This window comes from Cellulophaga geojensis KL-A, assembly GCF_000568425.1.
Taxonomy (GTDB): domain Bacteria; phylum Bacteroidota; class Bacteroidia; order Flavobacteriales; family Flavobacteriaceae; genus Cellulophaga; species Cellulophaga lytica.
Genome location: NZ_ARZX01000007.1, coordinates 72,545 through 98,759, shown reverse-complemented (window position 1 = coordinate 98,759; position 26,215 = coordinate 72,545). Strand labels below are relative to the sequence as shown.

Annotated in this window: 23 protein-coding genes; 14 read left to right on the top strand and 9 right to left on the bottom strand. The window is 33.1% G+C overall.

Translation table 11 applies throughout. The features are described 5' to 3' along the window. Positions 1-28 precede the first annotated feature (28 nt). Both KLA_RS07475 and KLA_RS07470 read left to right on the top strand, forming a co-directional pair. A complete protein-coding gene (locus KLA_RS07475; protein ID WP_034644779.1) occupies positions 29-1,195 on the top strand; it encodes an efflux RND transporter periplasmic adaptor subunit in 1,167 nt (388 codons plus the stop codon). Between the two features lie 4 nt (positions 1,196-1,199). Further along, entirely contained in the window at positions 1,200-4,682 is a 3,483-nt protein-coding gene (locus tag KLA_RS07470) for an efflux RND transporter permease subunit (RefSeq protein ID WP_034644778.1), read from the top strand. A 71-nt stretch (positions 4,683-4,753) separates the two neighbouring features. On the opposite strand, the gene KLA_RS07465 is transcribed toward KLA_RS07470, so the two are convergent. Both KLA_RS07465 and KLA_RS07460 read right to left on the bottom strand, forming a co-directional pair. Continuing rightward, the gene (locus KLA_RS07465; RefSeq protein WP_013621246.1) at positions 4,754-4,954 is read right to left on the bottom strand and encodes a hypothetical protein; all 201 of its coding nucleotides are present in this window, start codon (positions 4,952-4,954) and stop codon (positions 4,754-4,756) included. Positions 4,955-4,966: 12 nt separating this feature from the next. Beyond that, entirely contained in the window at positions 4,967-5,548 is a 582-nt protein-coding gene (locus KLA_RS07460) for a MarC family protein (RefSeq protein ID WP_013621245.1), read from the bottom strand. Positions 5,549-5,671: 123 nt separating this feature from the next. On the opposite strand from KLA_RS07460, the gene KLA_RS07455 reads away from it, so the two are divergent. Continuing rightward, on the top strand, positions 5,672-6,259 hold the full coding sequence (locus KLA_RS07455; protein WP_034644776.1) for a DUF3109 family protein: 588 nt from the start codon (positions 5,672-5,674) through the stop codon (positions 6,257-6,259). Here the strand turns inward: KLA_RS07455 and KLA_RS07450 are convergent. After that, entirely contained in the window at positions 6,239-8,206 is a 1,968-nt protein-coding gene (locus KLA_RS07450) for a tetratricopeptide repeat protein (RefSeq protein WP_034644775.1), read from the bottom strand. The genes KLA_RS07455 and KLA_RS07450 overlap by 21 nt on opposite strands. A 7-nt stretch (positions 8,207-8,213) precedes the next feature. Then, on the bottom strand, positions 8,214-8,948 hold the full coding sequence (locus tag KLA_RS07445; RefSeq protein WP_034644774.1) for a LytR/AlgR family response regulator transcription factor: 735 nt from the start codon (positions 8,946-8,948) through the stop codon (positions 8,214-8,216). Between the two features lie 240 nt (positions 8,949-9,188). Here KLA_RS07445 and KLA_RS18080 point away from each other — a divergent pair, with 240 nt between their 5' ends. From KLA_RS18080 to KLA_RS07435, 3 genes are all read left to right on the top strand, one after another. After that, entirely contained in the window at positions 9,189-9,353 is a 165-nt protein-coding gene (locus tag KLA_RS18080) for a hypothetical protein (protein ID WP_161633457.1), read from the top strand. 507 nt (positions 9,354-9,860) lie between these two features. Continuing rightward, the gene (locus KLA_RS07440; protein ID WP_013621240.1) at positions 9,861-10,847 is read left to right on the top strand and encodes a ribonucleotide-diphosphate reductase subunit beta; all 987 of its coding nucleotides are present in this window, start codon (positions 9,861-9,863) and stop codon (positions 10,845-10,847) included. A gap of 115 nt (positions 10,848-10,962) precedes the next feature. After that, positions 10,963-13,440 carry a ribonucleoside-diphosphate reductase subunit alpha gene (locus tag KLA_RS07435; protein WP_034644773.1) on the top strand — a complete coding sequence of 826 codons (2,478 nt, stop codon included), beginning with the start codon at positions 10,963-10,965 and terminating at the stop codon, positions 13,438-13,440. A 523-nt stretch (positions 13,441-13,963) separates the two neighbouring features. On the opposite strand, the gene KLA_RS07430 is transcribed toward KLA_RS07435, so the two are convergent. Genes KLA_RS07430 through KLA_RS07420 form a run of 3 tightly spaced genes read right to left on the bottom strand, consistent with a single transcriptional unit; the run spans position 13,964 to position 17,258 of the window. Then, positions 13,964-14,881, bottom strand: a complete 918-nt coding sequence (locus KLA_RS07430; protein WP_034644772.1) for a hydroxypyruvate isomerase family protein — start codon at positions 14,879-14,881, stop codon at positions 13,964-13,966. Between the two features lie 11 nt (positions 14,882-14,892). After that, positions 14,893-15,540 carry a gluconate 2-dehydrogenase subunit 3 family protein gene (locus KLA_RS07425; RefSeq protein WP_013621237.1) on the bottom strand — a complete coding sequence of 216 codons (648 nt, stop codon included), beginning with the start codon at positions 15,538-15,540 and terminating at the stop codon, positions 14,893-14,895. After that, positions 15,540-17,258, bottom strand: coding sequence for a GMC oxidoreductase (locus tag KLA_RS07420; RefSeq protein ID WP_034644771.1), 1,719 nt, complete (start codon positions 17,256-17,258; stop codon positions 15,540-15,542). The genes KLA_RS07425 and KLA_RS07420 overlap by 1 nt, the downstream gene beginning before the upstream one ends. Before the next feature lie 133 nt (positions 17,259-17,391). Between KLA_RS07420 and KLA_RS07415 the strand changes: the two genes are divergently transcribed. Both KLA_RS07415 and KLA_RS07410 read left to right on the top strand, forming a co-directional pair. Beyond that, positions 17,392-18,381, top strand: a complete 990-nt coding sequence (locus KLA_RS07415) for a sugar phosphate isomerase/epimerase family protein (protein WP_013621235.1) — start codon at positions 17,392-17,394, stop codon at positions 18,379-18,381. A 25-nt stretch (positions 18,382-18,406) separates the two neighbouring features. After that, positions 18,407-19,543: a Gfo/Idh/MocA family protein gene (locus KLA_RS07410; protein WP_034644770.1), complete on the top strand. Its 1,137-nt coding sequence runs from the start codon at positions 18,407-18,409 to the stop codon at positions 19,541-19,543. A gap of 72 nt (positions 19,544-19,615) precedes the next feature. Here KLA_RS07410 and KLA_RS07405 read toward each other — a convergent pair whose 3' ends face one another. After that, positions 19,616-20,077 (bottom strand): ASCH domain-containing protein, encoded by a 462-nt coding sequence (locus KLA_RS07405; protein WP_034644769.1) that lies wholly within the window; start codon positions 20,075-20,077, stop codon positions 19,616-19,618. Positions 20,078-20,255: 178 nt separating this feature from the next. On the opposite strand from KLA_RS07405, the gene KLA_RS07400 reads away from it, so the two are divergent. The 6 genes from KLA_RS07400 to nadD all read left to right on the top strand — a co-directional run bounded on the left by KLA_RS07400 (position 20,256) and on the right by nadD (position 25,126). Next, complete coding sequence (locus KLA_RS07400) at positions 20,256-21,308, top strand: sugar phosphate isomerase/epimerase family protein (protein WP_034644767.1); 1,053 nt, start codon at positions 20,256-20,258, stop codon at positions 21,306-21,308. 24 nt (positions 21,309-21,332) lie between these two features. Further along, positions 21,333-22,091, top strand: coding sequence for a DUF1080 domain-containing protein (locus tag KLA_RS07395; protein ID WP_034644765.1), 759 nt, complete (start codon positions 21,333-21,335; stop codon positions 22,089-22,091). Between the two features lie 2 nt (positions 22,092-22,093). Beyond that, positions 22,094-22,903 (top strand): DUF1080 domain-containing protein, encoded by an 810-nt coding sequence (locus KLA_RS07390; RefSeq protein ID WP_034644764.1) that lies wholly within the window; start codon positions 22,094-22,096, stop codon positions 22,901-22,903. A 183-nt stretch (positions 22,904-23,086) separates the two neighbouring features. Beyond that, the gene (locus KLA_RS07385; RefSeq protein WP_034644762.1) at positions 23,087-23,944 is read left to right on the top strand and encodes a YicC/YloC family endoribonuclease; all 858 of its coding nucleotides are present in this window, start codon (positions 23,087-23,089) and stop codon (positions 23,942-23,944) included. Next, positions 23,944-24,537 (top strand): guanylate kinase, encoded by a 594-nt coding sequence (gene gmk, locus KLA_RS07380; protein WP_013621228.1) that lies wholly within the window; start codon positions 23,944-23,946, stop codon positions 24,535-24,537. Before KLA_RS07385 ends, gmk begins: the two co-directional genes overlap by 1 nt. A gap of 1 nt (position 24,538) precedes the next feature. Then, positions 24,539-25,126 carry a nicotinate (nicotinamide) nucleotide adenylyltransferase gene (nadD, locus tag KLA_RS07375; protein WP_034644760.1) on the top strand — a complete coding sequence of 196 codons (588 nt, stop codon included), beginning with the start codon at positions 24,539-24,541 and terminating at the stop codon, positions 25,124-25,126. A gap of 4 nt (positions 25,127-25,130) precedes the next feature. Here nadD and KLA_RS07370 read toward each other — a convergent pair whose 3' ends face one another. Then, positions 25,131-26,156 carry a YiiG family protein gene (locus KLA_RS07370; RefSeq protein ID WP_013621226.1) on the bottom strand — a complete coding sequence of 342 codons (1,026 nt, stop codon included), beginning with the start codon at positions 26,154-26,156 and terminating at the stop codon, positions 25,131-25,133. Between the last annotated feature and the right edge of the window lie 59 nt (positions 26,157-26,215).

Sequence of the window (26,215 nt, the reverse complement as noted above, 5' to 3'; positions counted from 1 at the left end):
CAACACAACAATTTGTAACACAAACAACATGAAAAAAATATTCTACATACTAACACTTACAGCAGTTGTTACTGCCTGCGGAAGCAAAAACAATTCTGTAGAAAGCATTATTGCTAAGGGAGATATAGAAGCCATAAGAGAAAAGAAAGCTACGGTTTCTGAAGAGCACAAAAAGCTAGAGATACAAATGTTTAAGCTAGACTCTGCCATTGCAGAAATACAAGGAAACAAAAACCTTCCTTTAGTAAGTACATTAACCACTAAAAATCAGGTTTTTAATCACTTTTTAGAACTACAAGGTAACGTACAAACAAAACAAAATGTTTTAATATACCCAGAAATGGCTGGTACATTAAAAAGAGTATACGTTAAAGAAGGACAAAAAGTAAACAAAGGGCAAATACTTGCTACTATAGATGATGGTGGTATGAGCAGTCAACTTGCACAATTAAAAACACAAGCAGAACTGGCAAAAACTACTTACGAAAGGCAACAAAGACTTTGGGAGCAAAAAATAGGTTCTGAAATACAATACCTACAGGCTAAAACCAATTACGAAGCCCAAGTAAACGCTATTAAACAGGCAGAAAGTCAATTAGGCAAATCTAGCATTAGAGCTCCTTTTACTGGCATTATAGACGATGTTATTAAAGAGCAAGGAACTGTTGTTGCCCCTGGTATGGGATCTGAAGTTTTTAGAATTGTAAACTTATCTAATATGTATTTAGATGTAGAGGTACCAGAGACCTACATTAAAAGCATAAAAAACGGAAAAGAAGCTGTTGTATATTTTCCAATTTTAAATGATAGCGTAGTTACTAAGATTCGCCAAACTGGTAACTTTATTAATCCTAGTAACAGATCTTTTGTAGTAGAAATTCCGGTTCCTAATAAAAACGGAAATATAAAACCAAACTTAACAGCAAAAGTTAGACTTAATGACTACACTAGCAATGAGGCCATTTTAATACCACAAAGTGTAATTTCTGAAAATGCAAACGGAGAACAGTATGTTTATGTAGCAGAAAAAACAGAAGAAAACTATGCTAATGCTAAAAAGAAAATAATTACGACTGGTAAAAGTCAAGGTCCATTAACAGAGGTTGTATCTGGCCTAACAGCTAATGAACACGTAATTAAAGAAGGTGCAAGAACAGTTAAAGACGGACAAAAAGTTGAAATTTTAAATCAATAATTCCATGAGCAAAATACAAAAAAACGCCGACAAGGAATTTAAAATATCCTCATGGGCAATAGATAACCCTTCCGTTATTTATGTGCTAATTGGACTATTTTTATGGATAGGACTCTCTGCTTATATGGCAATGCCAAGAGAAGATTTCCCTGAAGTAATTGAAACCAAAATATATATAAGCACACCATACCCTGGTAACACTGCTGAAGATATAGAACGTTTAATTACAGATCCTTTAGAAGATAAAATAAAAAACGTAAGTAATGTTGTAGAGGTAACATCTACCTCGCAAGAAGACTATGCTATGATTATAGTAGAGTTTGACGAAGGCATTACTGTACAAGAGGCTAAACAAAAAATTAAAGACGAGGTAGATGCAGAAAAAGCAAGTGAAGACTGGCCTACTTTTAATGGTGCAAAAGTAGAACCTAATGTTTTTGATCTTAACTTGTCTGAAGAAATGCCTATTATGAACATTAACTTTACAGGAGATTATCCTGTAGAAAAGTTAAAAGATTTTGCAGAGTATTTACAAGATAAAGTTGAAGACTTGCAAGAAATAAAACAGGCAGACATACGTGGTGCTCAAGAAAAAGAAGTAGAAATTGCAGTAGACATTTATAAAATGATGGCTGCTAAAATTAGTTTTGATGATGTTTTAAATACAATAAGAGGCGGTAATGTTACTATGTCTGCTGGTAATTTAAAAACAAAAGAACAAAGAAGAACTATACGTATTTTAGGCGAAGTAAAAGACCCACAATTACTAAACAACTTTGTGGTTAAATCAGAAAATGGTGCTACTTACCTTAGAGATATTGCTACTATTACTTTTTCTGAAGAAGATAAAACTACCTATGCCAGAGAGTTTGGAGAAAGCGTAGTAATGCTAGATGTAAAAAAGAGAGCAGGACAAAACTCAATTTCTGCATCAGACCAAATAAAAGAAATTGTAAAAAAGGCCCAAAAAGAATATTACCCACCAGATTTAAAAATTTCTATTGCAAACGACTCATCAACAAAAACCTTAAACCAAGTAGACGATCTTGTAAACAACATCATCTTTGGTATTATACTAGTTGTAACCGTTTTAATGTTCTTTTTAGGATTTAGAAATGCACTATTTGTTGGTTTTGCCATTCCTATGTCTATGTTTATGTCTTTTATGATATTATCTTTACTAGGCTACACCCTAAACACAATGATTCTTTTTGGAATGATTATGGGACTTGGTATGCTTGTAGATAACGGTATTGTGGTTGTAGAAAACGTATACCGTTTAATGGATGAAGGTTTGTCTAAAGTTGAAGCTGCAAAAAAAGGTGTTGGCGAAATTGCTTTCCCAATTATTGTATCTACACTTACAACAGTTGCTGCCTTTGTACCTCTTGGTTTATGGCCGGGCGTAATGGGCCAGTTTATGAAATTTTTCCCAATAACACTATCTGTTGTTTTAGGTTCTTCATTACTTGTTGCTATTTTAATGAACTCTATGCTGGTTTCTAGATTTATGGAACTAGGCGAAAAAGAACTTACCGTTAAACAACTTATACGCTTAAGTATTATTCTTGGTGGTTTTGGTTTACTAATATTAATTTTTGGTGGCGCAATGAGAGGCTTAGGCTCTGTAATGATTATTACTGCAATAATGTTCTGGGCTTACAAGTATTTTATTAAAAAATTGGCTATTCGTTTCCAAAAAAACACAATGGTTAAGTTTGAAAACTGGTACGAGCGCAGATTAAAACACGCCTTAAGAGGAGGTAACGTTTACTGGTATGTAGGCGTAACTTTTGTGCTTTTACTTGTTGTTTTTATGCTTTTTGGTATGTCTATTGGCAGTAAAAGAACCAAAATAGAATTTTTTCCAGACAACATTCCTAATGAAATATCTGTTTACATAGAATACCCAGAAGGTACTTCTATTGAGAAAACAAATGCCATTACAAAGGTTATAGAAAAAAGAGTTTATGATCTTTTAGATGATGATATTTACAAGCACAATGGAGAAAATTTTATTATAGATTCTGCAGTTTCTCAAGTCGGTGAGGGTGCTGGTAACCCACAAACAGATGGTGGTTCTACCGCAGAAATGCCGCATAAAGGTAAAATAACGGTAAACTTTAGCGAGTTTAAATTTAGAAGAGGGATTAACACAGAGGAAATACGTGCAAAGGTGCAAAAAGCACTAAGCGGTATTTACCCAGGTGTAAATATATCTGTAGAAAAAGACTCTAATGGACCACCTGCTGGCTACCCTATTAATATAGAATTAGAAGGTAAAGACTATAATGAACTTATAGCAACAGCAGAAAGCATTAAAAACTTTATTAACACCAAAAATATAGCTGGTATAGAAGAAATAAAGATTGATGTAAACAAGAGCAAACCTTCTATGGAGGTTGTGGTAGACCGCGAAAAAGCTGGTGAACTAGGAGTATCTGTTGCTCAAGTTGGCAATCAATTACGTAGAGCATTGTTTGGAGAAAAAGCAGGGGTTTACAAAGAGGATGGTGATGATTATGACATTAACGTTCGCTTTAATGAAGATTTACGCTACAATACAAATGCATTATTTAACCAGAATATAATTTTTAGAGATCCATCTAACGGACAAATAAAAGAAATTCCGGTTTCTGCTGTTGCCACTACTAAAAACACCTCTGGTTTTAGCGCTATTAAGCACAGAGATAACGAGCGTGTTGTAACAATCTACTCTGGTTTAGAACCTGGTTTTACAGATGCTGCTGCAATTGTAGATGAGATACAAAAAGAAATGGAGGATTACAAAGGCAAACCTTCTACCGTAAAAATAGATTACACTGGCCAAATTGAAGAGCAAAATAAACAAATGATATTTCTTGTTAGCGCATTCTTTTCTGGTCTAGGCTTAATTATGCTAATTCTAATATTTCAGTTTGGTGGTATTTCTAAACCAATAATTATAATGATAGCCATTTTCCTAAGCTTTATTGGTGTGTTTGGTGGACTAATGATTACTGGGTGGTCTTTTGTTATAATGATGACAATGATGGGTATTATATCCTTAGCAGGTATTGTAGTAAACAATGGTGTTGTATTGTTAGATTATACCCAAATACTTATAGACCGTAAAAAAGTGAAGCTTGGGTTAGATGAAGGAGATGTTTTATCTAGAGCAGAAGCCACAGAAGCAATTGTAACTGGTGGTAAAGCAAGGTTAAGACCTGTAATTTTAACCGCAGTTACTACGGTACTTGGGCTAATACCACTTGCCATTGGTTTAAATATAGATTTCTTTGCTCTATTCTCAGAGTTTAATCCGCATATATACATCGGTGGTGACAACGTTATATTCTGGGGACCTTTAGCTTGGACAGTTATATTTGGACTTATAGTAGCTACATTTTTAACCTTAATAATTGTACCTGCATTATTTGACATAACATACAGGTTAAAAATAAGGTTCTCTAAAAAAACTGAAGAAACTAAAATTAGTGCAGAGTAATTACTGTTATATACCATAAAAAAAGGCGCTATAAATGGCGCCTTTTTCTTTTAATTTTTTTTAGCTAAAAGCTATTCTTTTATTTTATCCTGAATTTTTTTAGAAATCATAAAAATTACCAACAACACAATAGCGCACAAAGCTGCAACAATACAGATAAGGGCAATAGTGCTTGGGCCGTTTAGTGGATCTTCAAAATTTATCTGAGTTACGTTGTACCCAATTAGCAATCCTGCTATTAAAAACAAGATTATAAATATTACTTTATTCATTTTAACTTCTATTTAAAATAGTTCATTAATATTTGCTGCAAATAGTTTTACTGCTATTGCAAGCAAAATTACACCAAAAACTTTTCTAATTACATTTAATCCGCTTTTTCCCAGTACTCTTTCTATTTTTTTAGAAGACTTTAACACTATATAAACAAAAAGTATGTTTACTAAGATAGCTACAATTATATTTTGTACGTGATATTCTGCTCGTAAAGATAATAAAGACGTCATTGTACCAGCACCCGCAATTAACGGAAAAGCTATTGGTACTATAGATGCCGTTTCAGGAACATCATCTTTATAAAGTGTAATACCCAATATCATTTCTATTGCCATAAAAAAGATAATAAAAGAACCCGCTACGGCAAAAGAGTTTACATCTATACCAATAAGGCCAAGTATTTCTTCACCTACAAACAAAAAAGCAACCATAATTAAAGTAGCTACTAACGAAGCTTTTTCAGACTGTATATGTCCAACTTTAGCTCTTAAACTAATAATTATAGGTATACTACCAATAATATCTATTACCGCAAAAAGAATCATACTAGCAGTAACAATCTCCTTAAAATCAAAAAAACTAGAAGGCATAATTTAACTTTTTTTAAAAATCGGTGCAAACTTACACTTTATAAAACGGTTTTAAATTACTAAAATTAAAAATAACAACTTATTAACGTTAAAAAAGTATCTTTGCAATATTATATTACGCATATGTTTCAAATAGGAAAAACTATAGTATCTGAAGAAATTATTGACAACGATTTTGTTTGCAATTTAACGGCATGCAAAGGCGCTTGCTGCATAGACGGTGACGCTGGCGCTCCTTTAGATGACAAGGAAACGGAAATATTGGTAGATATTTACCAGGATGTTAAGCCTTTTTTAAGGCCAGAAGGTATTGCTGCCATAGAGGAGCAAGGTGCTTTTGTTAAAGGAGAAGATGGTGAGTGGGAAACTCCTTTAGTAAATGGAAGTGAATGTGCTTATGTGGTTTTTTCTGATAACGGAACAGCTAAATGTGGATTAGAAGATGCTTACAACGAAGGCATTACCAGCTGGAAAAAACCGGTATCTTGCCACCTATATCCTGTTAGAACAAGAGAATACACAGAGTTTACAGGTGTAAATTACCACAAATGGGAAATTTGTGATACAGCTTGCTCATTAGGTCAAGAATTAAAAGTACCTATTTACAAGTTTGTAAAAGAAGCTTTAATTAGAAAGTTTGGAGAAGATTGGTATAATGAATTAGACTTGGTAGCAAAAGAATACACCAAGTTAAATAATGGGAATAGTTAAAATAACTTCTGTACCCAAAGCTTTTTTATCTTCATCTTTTAAGTCTATAAACTCTACTTTAAAAGAGTTTAAATAGTCTTTAGAAAAGTTTTTTAAGCGTTCTTTTGTAATATCTATACCTAAAGATTTTCTTTTAAGCACTTTGGCTTCTTTAATTTTTTCTGATGCCGCTCTGCCTATACCATTATCTGTTATACGAATTATTATAAACTCTTCATCTTGTTTTGAGATATGAAGGTGTATTTTTTTAATCCCTTTTTTAGATGACAACCCATGCCATAAAGCGTTTTCTAAAAAAGGTTGAAGAATTAGTGATGGTATTTTTACTTGGTTTACATCTACATCCCTATCAACATCTACCGTAAAATCTATTTTATTAGAAAATCTAATGTTTTCTATATGCATATACAAGCTAACGGTTTCTAACTCGTCTTCTAATGAAATTTCTCTTAATGAGGATGCTTCTAATATTTTACGAACTAGTTTAGAAAACTTATTTAGATAATGCACCGCATTTTTCTTTTCATTATTAATAATGTAAAGCTTAATAGAATTTAAAGAATTAAATAAAAAATGAGGGTTCATTTGGCTACGCAGCATAGTTTGCTCTAGCGTGAGCATTTTTTTATCGCTGGTTAATTGGTTTTGCTTGTAAAAGACAAACAAAACAACCATTAATAACACTAAAGAAATACCTATGATAAGTAAAGTAGCTCTATTCTTTTTAAGCTTTAACTTTACTATTTCATTGTCTTTCCTAAGGTTTTCTATTTCATTATTAATTTTTTCATTCTCGTACCTTAAAATAACATCGTTGGCATAACGTATGTTTCTAGTACTACTAATTTTTTTTTCTAACTCTATAGCTCTTTTGTAGTAAGTTAAAGCATTATCATGATTACCTTTTAATTGCTCTAACTCAGACAATCTTTTGGTTCCTAAAGCAATTATTCTTGGTATACCTTGGTCTTTACCAATTTCTATACTCCTTTTTATGTGGTTCTCTGCTTTTTCAATCTTATTTAACTGCATGTAAGCCCAACCCATATTTGCCTCTACAAAAGCAGTAATGTACTTATCTCCTATTTGTTTGGCGCCAACTAAAGCAGTTTCTAAAAGCACAATGGCTTTTTTAGTTTTATTCTGTTTTAGGTAGACTTGAGCTATACTATTATTACAAATTACCTGCCCTTTGTCTGAGTCTATTTCTTCATTATACGCTAATGAAGTTCTGTATTTTTCCAAGGCTTCCTCTAATTTACCTTGTTCCTCTAAAGCTTCTCCTATATTTTGGTAATTAATAGCTAAACCAAGCTTATTACCCAACTCTTCTTCAATTTTTAAAGATGCATTATACCTGTTAATAGCCAAGTTATACTGCTCTAAACTATGGTATAAATTACCAATACTATTTAGAGATACATTAATACTTCGTTTTAAATCTTTACTAGGCTTTTTTACACTTTCTGCTAGCTCTAAGGCCTGTTGGTTATAATCTAAAGCGGTACGTATTGCATCTATTCTTCTGTAGTCTACACCCAACATATTTAAGCTATATACCTTAAACTCTATATTGTCTGCTAATGTAGATGCCTCTAAACCTAGTTTATGTAATTGTATTGCTTTATTATATTGAGATAAATTCCTGTATACCGTTCCTAATTGATTATAAGCATAAGATGCACCTACAAAATACTTACTTTTATCTGCCCTAGCCGCAAAATACCTTAACAATAAAGTATCCTTTTTACTGTATTTAACAACAGTATTTATTTGGTCATAAGTTTGCGGTTTTGCAAGTATTAAACTATCTATTTTTTGTTTACTTTTTTTACTAAGTGTAGTCTGTGCTTTTACTTCTGCACTAAGCAAACATAAAACACACATTAATAAAATATGTAGTAATTGCTTTGTAGTAATTATGTTGTTTTTTAATTTAAAAGTCATAACCAAATTAAAGCAAATCTAAAAAGTTAGACTTTTTTTGTCTAGACACAGGAATTCTGTCGTTAGATTGCAACACCAAGTAACCATCTGTTTTAATAAATTCTTTTACCTTATTTACATTTACAATGTAAGAGTTATGTACCCTAAAAAAGTTTTCTAAGGTAAGCATATCATCAACCTCTTTAAGTTTTTTTGTTAATACAACTTTATTGCCATCATCTAAATATAGTGTACTATAGTTACCGTCAGACTCAGCATACATAATTTCATCACTATTTAAAAAAATAAGCTTTCCGTCTGTATTTATAGTAATCCTTTTATTTGCTTTATTAGAATTAAATCCTAAAAGCAATCGTTCCAAACGCTCAATGGTATCGTTTTTCTGATTGTATTTTTTAATCTTAACAATAGTATCATTTAAGTCATCTGTATCTATAGGTTTTAGCAAGTAATCTATAGCTTCATTTTTAAGAGCCTTAATAGCATATTGGTTGTATGCAGTGGTAATTACAATAGGATATTCTCTGTCTTTCACCTTTTGCATAAACTGAAACCCGTCCATAATTGGCATTTCTATATCTAAAAAAACACAATCTGGTATATTTCCGCCTAAGTAATTAAGGGCCTCATAAGGGTCTGTAAAAGAAGCTACCACTTTAATTTCATCACTAAAGTTGGTTAACTCCCAAGTTAAGCTCTGTATGGCTTTTATTTCATCGTCAATTACAACTGCTTCTATCATAACAAAGATTTAGAATAGTAAATGTACAATACAATGTTTAAAACAATATTTTTTTTGTGTAGTTGGTTAAAAATTACGTGTTAATTGCTTAAAAAAGCTGATTTTCATACAAACTATACATTTTTTTTCTCCATCTATACATTGTTAACGCATAGATTAGTAAATGATTATAAATTAGCAATGTATTAGATGTGCGTAATACAACATTTATAAAGTAAACCTAAAAGCAATTACAGAATTATGAAAAAATGCATTTTTATGTTTAGCCTATTAGTAATTACTATAGTTATTGCCGCGCTAATAGAAAACAACAAAACAACAACAAAAGACAAAAAACAAGAGGCTGCTTTAATTACAACAGATAAAAACGCAGATTCTTTACTAGCAACAACAGTAAATAAATAACAAAATTAATTTTATGATACCACCAAACTAAGAGTTTACGATTCTAAAGGACGTGTATTAAAAAACAGAATACACAACTGCGTTAAGCAGCCTGCTTTAATAAAACGTTAAATGGTTTTTATTGCAAATGGTTTAAAGGTTTCGGGGGGAACTACCTGAATCATATAATAGTTCATTTTTGTTTGTATTAAAGTCAGAATCGTAAAGTTTGGTGCGTCATAAATTGCTACTTCACTCACAAACAACACTTCTAAATAATATACTTTTTGGTTTATTTTTTTACAGCATTTTTCTGTTTAAAAAACTAAAAAAACATATAAATTCTTCAAAGGCAATAAACATCACTGGCGAGGACACATGTCAACAATTACTGTTAAAAACTTATAGCCTAAAAGCCGCAAAAGCCCTTTACCATGTGGCTACATTTTACAATCTTTGTAGTCCCCCAAGGTTTAAGGGTCAATTCTCCTTAAAATTTTTAAAACAGTTATAATCCAGATTTAAATTATGTCAGCAGCAATAGAACCTATTTTAGAAAAAAACGAAGACAGATTTGTAATTTTCCCTATTAAACACAACGATTTATGGGATTGGTATAAGAAATGTGAAGCTAGTTTCTGGACAGCTGAAGAAATAGATTTACACGCTGATCTTGATGATTGGAAAAATAAATTAAATGACGACGAGCGTTACTTTATTAAACATATACTAGCATTTTTTGCTGCATCTGATGGTATTGTAAATGAAAACCTAGCAGAAAACTTTGTTAGCGAAGTACAGTATGCAGAAGCAAAATTCTTTTATGGTTTCCAAATTATGATGGAAAACATACACTCGGAAACATACTCATTGTTAATTGATACATATGTTAAAGATGAAAAAGAAAAAGATATTTTATTTCACGCATTAGAAAACTTTCCTGCTATTAGAAAAAAAGCAGATTGGGCATTAAAATGGATAGAGTCTCCAAGCTTTGCAGAGCGTTTAATTGCTTTTGCTGCAGTAGAAGGTATTTTCTTTTCTGGTTCTTTCTGTTCTATATTTTGGCTTAAGAAAAGAGGCCTAATGCCAGGATTAACCTTCTCTAACGAATTAATATCTAGAGATGAAGGTATGCATTGTGATTATGCTGTTCACCTACACAACCACCATTTAATTAATAAAGTACCTAAAGAGCGTATTACAGAAATACTTGTAGATGCATTAGATATAGAAAGAGAATTTATTACAGAATCTTTACCTGTAAGCTTAATTGGTATGAACTCTAAATTAATGACACAATATTTAGAATTTGTAACAGACCGCTTATTAGTAGAATTAAACTGTGACAAAGTGTACAACTCTACAAATCCATTTGACTTTATGGATATGATTTCTCTTCAAGGAAAAACAAACTTCTTTGAAAAAAGAGTAGCCGAGTACCAAAAATCTGGAGTTGCCAACAATAATGATGGTGACGACGCACAGAAAATTAGCTTTGACGCAGATTTTTAAAATTTAACCCTTTTATTTTTTAGAATAAATTTCTAAAAAAAGCACTATAAATAACCAATTTGTTGAGTCTCACAAGACTTGACCTAACCAACGTATCACTAAAAACAATTGTAGCATGTATGTAGTAAAAAGAGACGGCAGAAAAGAATTAATAATGTTTGACAAGATTACGGCAAGAGTTCGTAAGCTTTGTTATGGCTTAAACGCATTAGTAGACCCCCTAAAAGTGGCTATGCGTGTAATAGAAGGTTTATACGATGGTGTAACAACATCTGAGTTAGATAATTTAGCAGCTGAAATTGCAGCTACTATGACAACCACTCACCCAGACTACGCCAAGCTAGCTGCGCGTATATCTGTATCTAACTTACACAAAAACACAAAAAAATCTTTCTCTGAGGTAATGAAAGATTTATATGAATATGTAAACCCTAGAACAGGTAAAAAAGCACCTCTTTTATCTGACGAAGTCTTTAAAGTGATACAAGACAACTCAGAAAAACTTGACTCTACTATTATATACAACCGAGATTTTGGCTACGATTATTTTGGATTTAAAACCTTAGAACGTTCTTACCTATTAAAACTTAACGGTAAAATAGCAGAACGCCCGCAACATATGTTAATGCGTGTTTCTATTGGTATACATTTAAACGATTTAGATGCTGCTATAGAGACATATGAACTTATGTCTAAAAAATATTTTACCCACGCTACACCAACATTGTTTAACTCTGGTACTCCAAAGCCACAAATGTCTTCATGCTTTTTACTTGCTATGCAAGATGATAGTATTGATGGTATTTATGACACATTAAAGCAAACTGCTAAAATATCTCAGTCTGCTGGTGGTATTGGTTTATCTATACACAATGTAAGAGCTACAGGCTCTTATATTGCAGGTACAAACGGTACGTCTAATGGTGTGGTGCCAATGCTACGCGTTTATAATGACACGGCTCGTTATGTAGATCAAGGAGGAGGAAAACGTAAAGGTAGCTTTGCTGTTTATGTAGAACCATGGCATGCAGATATTTTTGAGTTCCTAGATCTAAAAAAGAACCACGGTAAAGAAGAAATGCGTGCGCGTGACCTTTTTTATGCAATGTGGATTCCAGATTTATTCATGCAAAGAGTTGAAGCTAACGCAGATTGGACATTAATGTGCCCTAATGAATGCCCTGACTTATACAAAAAGCATGATAAAGAGTTTGAAGAGGCATACTTAGCCTTTGAAGCAGAAGGCAAAGGAAGAAAAACAATTAAAGCTCGTGATCTTTGGGAAAAAATACTAGAATCTCAAATAGAAACTGGTACACCTTATATGCTATATAAAGATGCAGCAAATCGCAAGAGCAACCAAAAGAACCTAGGTACCATACGTTCTTCTAACTTATGTACAGAAATTATGGAGTATACTGCTCCTGATGAAGTTGCTGTGTGTAACCTTGCCTCTATTGCATTACCAATGTTTGTAAAAAATGGCGAGTTTGATCATAAAGAACTTTTCCGTGTAACAAAACGTGTTACCAGAAACTTAAACACAGTAATAGACCGTAACTACTACCCAGTAGTAGAAGCAGAAAACTCTAACATGCGCCACAGACCAATTGGTTTAGGTGTACAAGGCTTAGCAGATGCATTTATTATGATGCGTATGCCTTTTACTAGTGATGAGGCAAAAAAATTAAATCAAGAGATTTTTGAAACATTATACTATGCTGCCGTAACAGCTTCTATGGAAATGGCTAAAGAAGATGGGCCATACTCTAGCTACGAAGGGTCTCCAATATCTAAAGGAGATTTTCAGCATAACTTATGGGGTATTAAGGATGATGAATTATCTGGTAGATGGGACTGGGAAAAATTACGTAAAAGCGTACTAAAAAATGGGGTTAGAAACTCTCTTTTAGTTGCTCCTATGCCAACAGCATCTACATCTCAAATTTTAGGAAATAATGAATGTTTTGAGCCTTATACATCTAATATTTATACACGTAGAGTATTATCTGGTGAGTTTATTGTTGTAAACAAGCATTTATTAGAAGATTTAGTACAATTAGGCCTTTGGAACGAGAGCCTAAAGCAAGAGCTTATGCGTGCTAACGGCTCTATACAACATATTGATATTATTCCTGAAGATATTAAGGAACTATACAAAACAGTTTGGGAGTTAAGCATGAAAGACATTATTGATATGTCTAGACACCGTGGATATTTCATTGACCAAAGTCAGTCTTTAAACTTATTTATGGAAAATGCAAACTACTCTAAGTTAACGTCTATGCACTTTTACGCATGGAAAAGCGGACTTAAAACTGGTATGTACTACTTAAGAACTAAGGCTGCTGCAGATGCAATTAAATTTACAGTAGACAACAGTAAGAAAAAAGAGAAACCAGTTATTGAGGCTCCAGAGCCTAAGTTAGCTGCAGTTAGCGCTGCACCTAAAGCAACTGCAACAGAGTTAAAAGTAAACCCTACACCTGCAGATTCAGATGTAGAACCAATGAGTGCAGCAGAAATGAAAGCACTTATAGAACAAGCTAAAGCTGGCCAAGCAGATGACGATTGTTTAATGTGCGGCTCATAACAGCGTAAAGCTTTATGAACACCTCTCGTTATGGACGAGAAAAAAAATACCTCAACTATGCCCTCCCCTAATTTGGCATAGCTTGAGGTTTTTTATTTTTCAATATTATTTTACCAACTACACCAAACAAAAAAGCATCATTAAACACTACCATAATAGTAGATTTAATGATGCTTTTAAAATCTATATAAAAGCTATGCAATAGCCATAGCTATTCTTTTCTAAGTCTAGGTCTAATAATTGTAGAATACACTAATGCAGATGTATACACAATTAATAAAATAAAATAATTCTCCATAGTAGTATGTATTTTCTAAAGAATAACAATTTAAACATTACCCTTTTGTTATTTATACGTTATGAAAATACAAAAAGTTTACATACAACCAAATAAAAGCGCACTTAATCGATAAATATTTAGAGAATTTAACTTGAAATTACAATTTTTAACACAATTTGAGAGTTTCAAAAACAAAAAAAGCTATGCATACACATAGCTTTTTCAATATTTTAAACCTAATCTTTACATAAAACTATCTACTGTTTTATAAGCCTCTATAACAGCACGTTCACCAGCCTTATTAGGTCTAGAATTGCCGTGCTCCATACCTAAAATACCAGTAAATTTTTTATCGTGAATAAATTTAAATACATTTTTATAATTTATTTCTCCTGTAGTAGGTTCTTTTCTTCCTGGGTTATCACCAATTTGTATGTAAGCAATTTCATCCCAACTTGCTTCCATATTTGGTATTAAATTACCCTCTTGTATTTGCTGGTGATAAATATCAAATAAAATTTTACAAGATGGAGAATCTACAGCCTTACAAATTTCATAAGCTTGCGGAGACTCTGTTAAAAACAACCCTGGATGATCTCTAAAATTTAACGGCTCTAACACCATTATAATTCCGTGAGGCTCTAATATAGCTGCTGCTTGCTTTAAAGACTCTATTACATGAGCAGTTTGGTAACCCATAGACTGCTTTAAATCTACGTGTCCTGGCACCACAGTAACCCATTTTGCATTAACACGCTTTGCTACCTCAACAGATCTTTTAATATCAGACAAAAACTTTTCTCTAATGGTTAAATCACCAGAAGTTAAACTAGGTTTTTTCCAAAAAATTTCATGCGCCACAAAAACGCCCATTTCTATGCCTAAATTTTGCATTGTCTTGGCAAGTTTGGTTTGTGTTGCCACATCACGACTTAGCATTGTGTTATCTTCTAAAGCAGTAAAACCTTCATCTGCCATAAAACGCAATTGATCTTCTAAACTTTCTGCGTGGTTAGAAAACATTCCAAAATGAGGCGCATACTTTAAATTAAATGCGTGCTTAGCATTTGTGTTATAACCAGCCCCGTAACCATAAGCAGTACCTAAAGTTAATGCACCTGTAGTTAATGCCGATTTTTGTATAAAGCTTCTCCTTTTCATTTAATAAATTATTATAAAGCCCAAGCTTTACCTCCTGTAAACTCTTCTGTAGTACCACAAGGAACATATTTACCCGGTATAGGATCAAAAGCTAAAAAGTTTTTAGCTATTTCTTCCGTAGCCTTATAGCCTCTAATTGTCCACCCCCTAAGCTCATGAGCAAAAGCAATAGCTCCAGAGTTTATATCTAATTCGGCCACTTCTCCATTGGCAATAGCATTATTATAATTACGCATCGTAATATTTTGTTGTTTAATTTGCTCTTCAGACAATTTTAAACAACTTGCTAACGCGCTTTCTAACTCTTCAGCTGTAATATCTGTTACAGCATCTTTACCAGATTTGCTCTTAGCTAATGATAAAAAACTAGCCATTTTAGCTTTAAACAATGCTTTTTCTTCTTCTGTATTAGATACATTTATATATTGATCTACAAACATATGCACATTTGCTTCAGATGCAGAAGGAGAATCAGTTTTTGGTAAAATAATATCCATTAAGGTTATCACAACATTACCTTCTTCCTCTGAAAAAAATTCTGGAGCAAAAGCAACACCTTTATCGTTTTTACAACTTTGTACAATACTAATTAAGGTTGGCGTAGCTACAACATAGCCTAATGACAAACCTAGGTTCTTAAGTGCTAATCTTCTATTCATTATAATAATCCTTTTTTAATTTGTTCTGCAGCGTGGTTTGCTGCTCTTGCAGTAAAAGCCATATATGTTAATGATGGATTAACACATGAAGACGATGTCATAAAAGACCCGTCTGTTACATACACATTAGGTACAGAGTGCACTTGGTTGTATTTGTTTAATACAGACGTTTTAGGATTATGACCCATACGAGCAGTACCCATTTCATGTATTCCAAGGCCTAAAGCTCCTAAATTATCAAAAACATTAACATCTCTAAATCCTGCAGATTTTAACATTGCCGCAGCCTGTTCTTTAATGTCTTCTCTCATTTTTAGTTCGTTCTCTTTAAACTCAGCATCAAAAGTAACAGTTGGTAATCCCCAATCATCTAACTTATTATAGTCTAATGTAAACCTGTTATCTTCATAAGGTAATACTTCACCAAAGCCCATAATACCCATTGTCCATCCACCAGGTTTTAAAATAGCATCTTTTAAATCTTTACCATAACCCGTTTCTGCAACTACCTCTTGCCAGTTACCTCTACTTGCACCACCTTGGTAACCATAGCCTCTAATAAAATCTTTACGATCTGTATCACCGCCTAAATTCCTAAATCTAGGAATATAAACACCGTTAGCTTTTCTTCCTTTATAGTATTTATCTTCAAAACCATCAAACTTTCCATTTGCACCACAACCTAAATGGTGATCCATAATGTTTCTACCTAATTGATCTGACTCATTACCCATACCATTTGGGAAAGTATCAGACTTAGACTGCATTAATATAGCTGTAGAAGCAATAGCCGATGCACACAAGAAAATTACTTTTGCTTTAAACTCTATTTTTTCTTTTGTTACCCTATCAATAACCTTAACTCCTGTTGCTTTTTTAGTTTCTTCATCATAAATAACCTCATAAACAATAGAGTCTGGCCTTAACGTTAAATTACCTGTAGCTTCAGCAGCAGGCAAGGTAGAAGAGTTACTACTAAAATAAGCTCCAAACGGACACCCTCTACTACAACGGTTACGAAATTGACATTTAGATCTTCCGTCTCCTGCAAATTTTTTATCACTAGTAATGTGGGCAACTCTACCAGCAGTAATAACACGGCCGTTAAAATTCTCGGCAACGCTTTCCTTTAATTTTTCTTCAACACAATTTAACGGCATCATTGGCTCAAACTTACTATCTGGTAGTTGGGGCAAACCTAAACTTTCTCCAGACACACCAATAAATGTCTCAACCTTTTCATACCAAGGCTCAATATCTTTATAACGCACTGGCCAATCTACACCATGACCATCTTTTTTATTAGCTTCAAAATCTATATCACTCCAACGGTAACTATGCCTACCCCACATTATAGATCTACCTCCTACGTGGTAACCACGCATCCAGTCAAAACGCTTAGTTTCATTGTAAGGATGCTTTAAATCATTTACAAACCAATGCTTAGTATCTGCATTTGTAGTATAACCAGTTCTAGATTGCTTTAACTGTTTTGCTTTCTCTTCCGGAGAAATGGCTCCGTTATTTGGCAAATCCCAAGACTCTTTAAAAGCGGTAGGGTAATCCTCCCTATGTTTTACCATTCTACCTCTTTCTAAAATTAAAGTCTTTAAACCAGCTTCACATAATTCTTTAGCAGCCCATCCGCCACTTATACCAGTTCCTACAACTATAGCATCATAAGACTCTTGTTCTTCGTTATAATAAAATTTGCCCATTCTTTGCGTTGTTTATTTGATAATTTTCTCAAATATAAAATAAATTTTCTACATTTAAACCCTGTAAATATTGAGGTTAACGTACTATAACGTTATAGTTGATGTAAATTCCTAAAAATTAAATATCTAAAAAATGAAAGTTAAAAACCTAGTTAAACAAAGTGTAAAATATCCATTAGTTTTACTTGTTTTTTGTTTTGCATCATGTAAGGATGCTCCTAAAAAAACCGAAGAAGTAAAAGAAGAAATTGCGAAAACTAAAGTAGACGAAAAAAAACCATTTTTTGAGTTGTCTTTAGCGCAGTGGTCGCTACACAAGCAAGTTTTTGATGGCGGAAATCCTTATGATTTTGCTGAGAACGCGAAAAAATTAGGTTTTACAGGTTTAGAATATGTTAGCGCTCTTTACAATGATGTTAAGGAGGCAAATTATTCTGATGAGGCTATGGCAGAATTTGTAGCTAAATCTAATGAAGCTGCTAAAAAACATGATATGAAAAATGTTTTAATTATGGTAGACGGACAAGGAGATCTTGCTTTGGCAGATGCCGCTGAACGTAAAAAAACTGTTGAAGCTCATTACAAATGGGTAAAAGCTGCCGCAGAAATGGGATGCCACGCTATACGCGTAAATTTAGCAGGTGCTACAGAAGAAAAAGAATGGGTTGCCAGCTCTGTAGATGGATTAACACAACTTGGCACTTTTGCTAAGGAACATAATATAAATGTTATTGTAGAAAACCACGGCGGATTGTCATCTAATGGAAAATTACTTTCTGAAGTAATGAGCAAAGTTAATATGGACAACGTTGGTACATTACCAGATTTTGGAAACTTTTGTATTAAAAAAGCAGAAGATGGTAGCTGTGAAGATATGTATGACATTTACAAAGGGATAACTGAATTAATGCCATATGCAAAAGCAGTTAGTGCTAAGTCTTACAATTTTGATGCAGAAGGAAATGAAACGAAAATAGACTATGCCAAAATGTTACAAATTGTAAAAGATGCTGGTTATACTGGTTTTATTGGGGTTGAATATGAAGGTGAAGAAAAAAGTGAAGAAGAAGGTATTATTGCTACCAGAGACTTACTAATTAATGCATCTAAAAACTTAAAATAAAAAATAAGCCTTAAAAGATACTTTTATGAGTAAAAAAATTAGACTAGGAATTCTAGGTGGCGGTGGAGATTCTTTAATTGGTGTTTTACACAGGGTTGCTTCTTTTATTAATGACAATTACCAAATTACTGGTGCTGTTTTTAATCCTAATTTAGAAGATAGCTTAAGTTTTGCAAAACAAATAGATATTCCTACCAACAGAATATATAAAGATTTTGATACACTTATTGAGGAAGAATTAAAACTACCTGCAGAAGAAAGAATACAAGTATGCTCTATACTTACTCCTAACTTTTTACATTTTCCTATGGCTAAAAAGTTATTAGAAAATGGCTTTCATGTTATTTGTGAAAAACCAATGACAACCACTTACGAAGAGGCTAAAATTTTACAAGCTACTTTAGAAAAAGCAGGTACAATTTTTGCCGTTACACATACGTATACTGGCTACCCTATGGTACGCCAAATGCGAGAAATGATTAAAGCTGGTGCTATAGGAGACATTCAAAAAGTAGATGCGCAATACTACCAAGGATGGATAAACCCTATAATTCATGAAAAGGATAAAAGAGCCAGCACTTGGCGTTTAGATCCCGAAAAATCTGGCATTAGCTGTTGTATGGGAGACATAGGTGTACACGCGTTTAATATGATAGAGTACACAACTGGTATGCAAATAAAATCTTTATTATCAGATTTAAATTATTTATATGATGATAATAAAATGGACATAGACGGTACAGCTCTTGTTCGTTTTAACAGTAACGCAAAAGGTATTATTAGAGCTAGCCAAATAGCTACTGGTGAAGAAAACGGACTTACCATTAAAATTTACGGGAACAAAGGCGGGTTAAAATGGGAGCAAGAAAACCCAAATTATCTGTATGTTATGAGTGATGATAAACCTTTGCAGGTATACAAACCAGGACACGCTTATAACTCTGATTTATCTTTAGACGGAACCAAATTACCTCCAGGACATCCAGAAGGTATTTTTGATGCAATGGCAAACATTTATTTAGGCGTTGCCAGAGCTGTAAGAGGTGAAAAGTACAATGATGGGGAATTCCCAACAATGTTAGATGGTGTGCGTGGTCTTAACTTTATACAAAGTAGCGTAACCTCTCACCAAAAAGGAAATATTTGGATAGATTTAGATTAACTAATACACCAATACAAAAACAAAAAGCCACACTTTAAAAGTGTGGCTTTTTTTATATAATGTAGTGCCAGTTTAAAAAACTTTTTCAAATTCCTCACAAACAACTATCATACTATCTGTGGGCTTACGTTTAAACTCTGCCAATTCTCTTGTATAATAATCTACGTGTGTAGTTCTCCAATACGACAAACTTTTATTTCCCTCGCCCTCTTTCTGCGCATAACTTTCGTCAATACTAAACAAAGGCTTTAATTTAACAGCCGTAGTACGCACAATACATTTTGCTTGGCCACTCCAGTCGGTAACAATTCTAAAATCACCTATTTTTGGTAAGGATTCATTACGCAATTGCAAACCAAGTAAAGAGTGCGTAGTTGCTTTTTTTATTCCTTTCACAACCAGTGTAGCACACTCATTTGCATCTTTTTCATTATCGCAGAAATGTTCTACTTTAGGGTCTTTTACAAAAGCATCTTCCAAATGCTTATCTAAATAATCTCCCCATAAATTCTTAGCCGATTTATTGTTTTCCACAGATATAAATTTATATTTTTAGTCCAATACGGTTTTTATGTTGTTCGTCGCACAAAACCACTCAATTCGTATAAAAAGCTACCCCAAATCGTTTACAAATTATTATATTTATAACTTGGGTTATTCTTCTTTATAGCCTTAAAAATTAAACGTTAAATATAGCATTAAATTACATAAAATGAAGACAATAAAAGGTCCATCGGTATTTTTAGCACAATTTGTAGACAGTAAAGCTCCATTTAATTCCTTAGAAGGATTATGCAAATGGGCAGCAGACCTTGGGTATAAGGGTATACAAATACCTACTTGGGAAACTTTTTTAATAGACCTAGACAAGGCCGCAGATAGCCAAGAATATTGTGATGAACTTAAAGCAAAAGTAAATTCTTATGGTTTAGAAATTGCAGAACTATCTACTCATTTACAAGGACAATTGGTTGCTGTACACCCAGCTTATGACGTAATGTTTGATGGTTTTGCACCAGAACATTTACGTGGAAATCCACAAGCAAGAACAGAATGGGCAATAGAAACAGTTAAAAAAGCTGGTACTGCAAGTAGGCGATTAGGTATTAAATCTCACGCTACTTTTTCTGGTTCTTTGTTATGGCATACAATGCACCCTTGGCCACAAAGACCTCCTGGTTTAGTAGAACTTGGTTTTGAAGAACTTGCGGCTAGATGGTTACCTATACTAGACCATTTTGACAAAGAAGATGTAGATGTTTGCTATGAAATTCATCCAGGAGAAGACCTTCATGACGGAGATACCTTTGAGCGTTTTTTAGAAGCTACAGGCAACCACAAACGTGTAAATATTTTGTATGACCCAAGTCATTTTGTACTACAACAACTAGACTATATTGCTTTTATAGACCATTACCATCCATACATAAAGTCTTTTCACGTAAAAGATTCTGAGTTTAACCCAACAGGCAAAAAAGGTGCTTTTGGTGGTTATAATGACTGGAAAGACAGGGCAGGAAGGTATCGTTCTTTAGGAGACGGACAAATAGATTTTAAAACTATTTTCTCTAAGCTTACCCAATATGGATGCGATGTTTGGGCTACTATGGAATGGGAATGCTGTATTAAAAGTCCTGAGCAAGGTGCTACAGAAGGTGCTAAATTTATACAAGACCACATAATTGAAGCTACAGAAAAAACTTTTGATGATTTTGCTAAAACTGGTACAGATAAAGAGTTGCTAAAAAAAATGTTAGGCATTTAAAATAACAAACAACAATAACTACTTATGAAAAAATTAGTATTAATAAGCTGCTTAACTGCATTAACTTTTAGCTGCAAAGACAAAGCAACCCAAGAAACAAAAGAAAAAGAAATTACTGCAGAAAACACCATAAAAGAAGCACCTACAAAAAATGAATGGACAGTGCTTTTTGATGGCAGTAACCTTGACAATTTAAAATTGTACGGAAACGATAACGCTATTGAAAATTGGAAGATTGAAGGTGACGCCCTAGTTTTTCATCCACCAACAAACAGACCTAAAGACACCCATTACAATCTTGTTTCTAAAAAAGAATACACAAATTTTGTATTGTCTATAGATTGGAAAATATCTGAAGGAGGAAATAGTGGTATTTTTTGGGGAATTAAAGATGATGGCACATACGGACAGCCTTATGAAACAGGTTTAGAAGTACAGGTGCTAGACAACCAAAAACACCCTGATGCAAAAAACGGAACAGATCGCCAAGCTGGTGCTTTATATGATTTAGTTGCTCCTAGTAAAGACGCAACAAAACCAGTTGGAGAGTGGAATACAACAGTTATTACAATTAACCACAACACCAACAAAGGTAGTTCTGTTTTAAATGGTGTTACGGTAGCAGAATTTCCTTTAGAAGGAGAAGAATGGAACTCCTTACTAGAGAATTCTAAATTTAACGGCTGGGATGGTTTTGCTAAATATAAAACAGGTAAAATTGGCGTGCAAGACCACGGTGATGTGGTATCATACAGAAACATAAAAATTAAAGAATTAAATTAAGCATGAAAAAAATTATCTGGTCTCTTTTAGGGCTTCTAATTATTAGCTGCCAAGAGAAAGCAAAAGTAGAAACCCCTGAAACCAAATCTGAAGTAGATTACATAATCCACGAGGAATACAGTGGCACAGAACCTACAAAACCTGAAGAAACAGAATTATACAAACCAGTACCACCAACAGTTACACCTGCAAAAAATAATGCCGCTCCTAGTGATGCTATTGTATTATTTAACGGTAATAACTTAGACCAATGGGTTGGTACAGATGGCAAACCAGCCCCTTGGGATGTTAATGAAGAAGATGGTTTTTTTACAGTAAAAGATAAATCTGGAGACATTAAAACAAAAAAGGAATTTGGCAGTATACAACTGCATATAGAATGGAGGTCTCCTAAAGAAATTTTAAGAGATGGACAAAACCGTGCAAATAGTGGTGTGTTTCTTCAAGATAGGTATGAAATACAAGTACTAGATAACAACAATAATGATACTTATGTAAACGGACAAGTTGGCTCAATATACAAACAACATATTCCGCTTGCAAAAGCATCTGTACCTACTGGAGAGTGGAACACTTATGATGTTGTGTACCACGCACCAGAATTTAATAAAGCTGGTAAAAAAATAAAATCTGGGACACTAACACTTTTACACAACGGAATTCTAGTTTTAGACCATGTAGAAATTAAAGGCACAACACCTTACATTGGATGGCCTAAAAACGAAGCTCACGGTAAAGCCCCTTTAAGATTGCAAGATCACGGAGACAACAGCAGGGTTAGTTATAGAAATATTTGGGTAAGAGAACTCTAATAACAATTCTTTAAAACCAGAAAAATTCTGTCTATTACAACTAGGCAGAATTTTTTACTTTAATCAGAAAATTAAAGTATTTATCCTATCATTTGTTTTCAAACTAGTGAAATAGCGTTATTAGAATAGACTGGTAGCCTCAACTAGTATAGTTTAATTATATTTGCATAAAATTTACAATATATGATTCAGTCCATGACCGGATTTGGAAAACACGTAGTGCAACTTCCATCAAAAAAAATTACTATTGAAATTAAGTCTTTAAACAGCAAAAGTTTAGATTTAAATGCACGTATGCCATCTGCATACAGAGAGAAAGAATTGGAGTTACGCAAAACTATTGCTAATGGCTTACAAAGAGGTAAAATAGACTTTAATCTTTATATTGAAAGTACTGGAGCAGATACTTCATCACAAATAAATGAAGCAATTGTTAAGCAGTACATGCAACAATTAAAAAACATAGCAGAAGGTGATGATGTTAAGCTTTTAGAAATGGCTTTACGTTTACCAGATGCTATGAAAACAGAGCGTGAAGAAATTGACGCTGAAGAGTACAAAGCAATACAAAATACACTTGTAGAAGCCTTAAAAGAAATTAACGTATTTAGAACTGAAGAAGGCGCTGTTTTAGAACAAGACTTTAAACAACGTATTACTTCATTAGAAAGCTTGCTACAACAAGTAATTGCTATAGATCCAGACAGGCAAACTGCATTACGAGAACGTTTAGAAAAAGCTGTATCTGACTTAAAGACTGATGTAGACGAAAATAGGTTTGAACAAGAACTTATTTACTATTTGGAGAAATATGACATTACAGAAGAAAAAGTTCGTTTAGCAAACCACTTATCTTACTTTACAACTACAATAAACTCTGCCGACTCTAACGGAAAAAAATTAGGTTTTATATCTCAGGAAATTGGTAGAGAAATTAACACCATTGGCTCTAAAGCTAATTATGCGCCAATGCAACAGTTGGTAGTGCAAATGAAAGACGAGCTTGAAAAAATTAAAGAACAAATGCTAAATGTTTTATAATGAAAGGCGGCAAACTTATCATATTTTCAGCACCATCTGGTAGTGGCAAAACAACTATAGTTAGACATTTATTAGGTAAAAAACACTTAAACCTAGCATTTTCAGTATCTGCAACATCTAGACCTAAAAGAGGAAAAGAAAAAAATGGCGAACACTACTATTTTTTATCATTATCTGAATTTAAAAACCATATAAAAAACGATGATTTTTTAGAATGGGAAGAGGTTTACAGAGATAACTTTTACGGAACACTAAAAACAGAAGTAGAACGTTTATGGGCTGAAGGCAAAAACGTTATTTTTGACATAGATGTTGTTGGAGGATTGCGTATAAAAAAGAAATTTCCAGAACAAACACTGGCAGTTTTTGTAAAGCCACCTAGCATAGACGAGCTTAAGATTAGGTTAAAAAAGCGTAGCACAGAAAGCGACGATAAAATTAATATGCGTATAGCAAAAGCATCTGTAGAATTAGCTACCGCTCCACAATTTGATACCGTTATTAAAAATTACGATTTAGACACTGCTTTAGCTGAAGCAGAAAAACTGGTTGAAGATTTTATAAGCAAGCCAAACCCAGAAAAAGAAGCGTAAAATGAAGAAAGTAGGGTTGTATTTTGGAACCTTTAACCCAATACATTTAGGACACTTAGTTATAGCAAACCACTTAGTAGAATTTACAGATTTAGACGAAGTTTGGTTTGTAATAACACCTCAGAGTCCGTTTAAAACAAAACAATCTTTATTAAGCAATCACCACAGGTACCAAATGGTTTTAGAGGCTACAGAAGAATACCCTAAACTAAAACCATCTAACATAGAGTTTAATTTACCACAACCCAATTATACGGTACATACTTTAGCTCATTTACTAGAGAAGTACCCAAATGGTTACGGTTTTTCATTAATAATGGGAGAAGACAACCTAAAAAGTCTTCATAAGTGGAAAAACTACGAGGTTATTTTAGAAAACCACAATATTTATGTGTACCCTAGGGTTTCTTCTGGCACAATAGACCATCAATTTAAAAATAACCCTAAAATAAAAATGGTAACAGATGCTCCTATAATGGAAATCTCATCTACGTTTATTCGTAAAAATCACAAATTAGGTAAAAACATTACGCCTTTATTACCTGCCGCAGTTTTTAAGTATATGGATGAAATGAATTTTTATAGGTAAATACTTAATTTATGCTTCTGTATTCGTTTACCATAGCTATAAATTCTAGCTCTAGTTTTAAAGGAGAACCGTCTGCAGCAATGTTTGGATGATCTTTACCATAATCAAAATCATTATTAGCAATACGCAATTTTAAACTAGTTAACCCCATTAAAATGTTTCCTAAATGGTTGGTAAAATTAGTAACAACTGGCATAGGCTTACCAAATTCTTTTACTATTAAATCTTGGTTTTCCTTCAATCCTTCTAATGCAACATATGCCGCTCTAAGCTCTTTTATTTTTTGGTTAATTACCGTAAAATCTAAAGTTAAAAGTCCGTCTACATCTCTACCTCCAATTTCATTTAAAATAGCCTCTGTAGCATTTATAGCAGTAAATAAATTGTATTGCACTACCAACTCTTGCTCTTTATACTTCTCTTTTTTATACTTTTCAACATCGTCTTGCAACCTGTAAAAAACAATAGACATATCATCAAAAGTAGAAAAGTAATTACGGTAAGCTTCTAGCAATTTTATGTGAAGCTTTTTAGTTTTATTAACATCTACAGACTCTACAATTCCTTTTTTATAATACGCATCTACTTCTAAAATAGTATTGTATAAAATTTCTGCAGTTTTGTACACCAAAAGCATATTGGCATCTACCTTTTTTATAGCAGGACTATGAACTATGGTAGATTTTAAAATGTTTAACTCTTCTAAAGGTAAACCAATTTTACTTTTTAAATTTGTAGTTCCGCTAGTCTCTTTTTGGTTAACCCAACTTAAGTAATTAGCGTAAGATTTACGTACTTTATCATCATAAGTATTAAAAAACTCTATGTAGTTATTGTATTTCACCACAAATTCTGTAGAGTTATATGCGTCTTTAATAGTGCTAACTACAAGTTTTTTTTCATCAGAAGAAAACGGTTCTAAAGAACTAGTTACCGTTTCCATACCCTTGTCATCCTTTTCTTGCTTTATGTTTTTGCAACTTACAAATACAAAAGCAATTAAACAGGTATGTACAAGGTAGTTTTTCATTTCTTATTTTTAATGTGGTGCAAAAATAAACAAAGTTATTATGTTAACTATCACGGCAT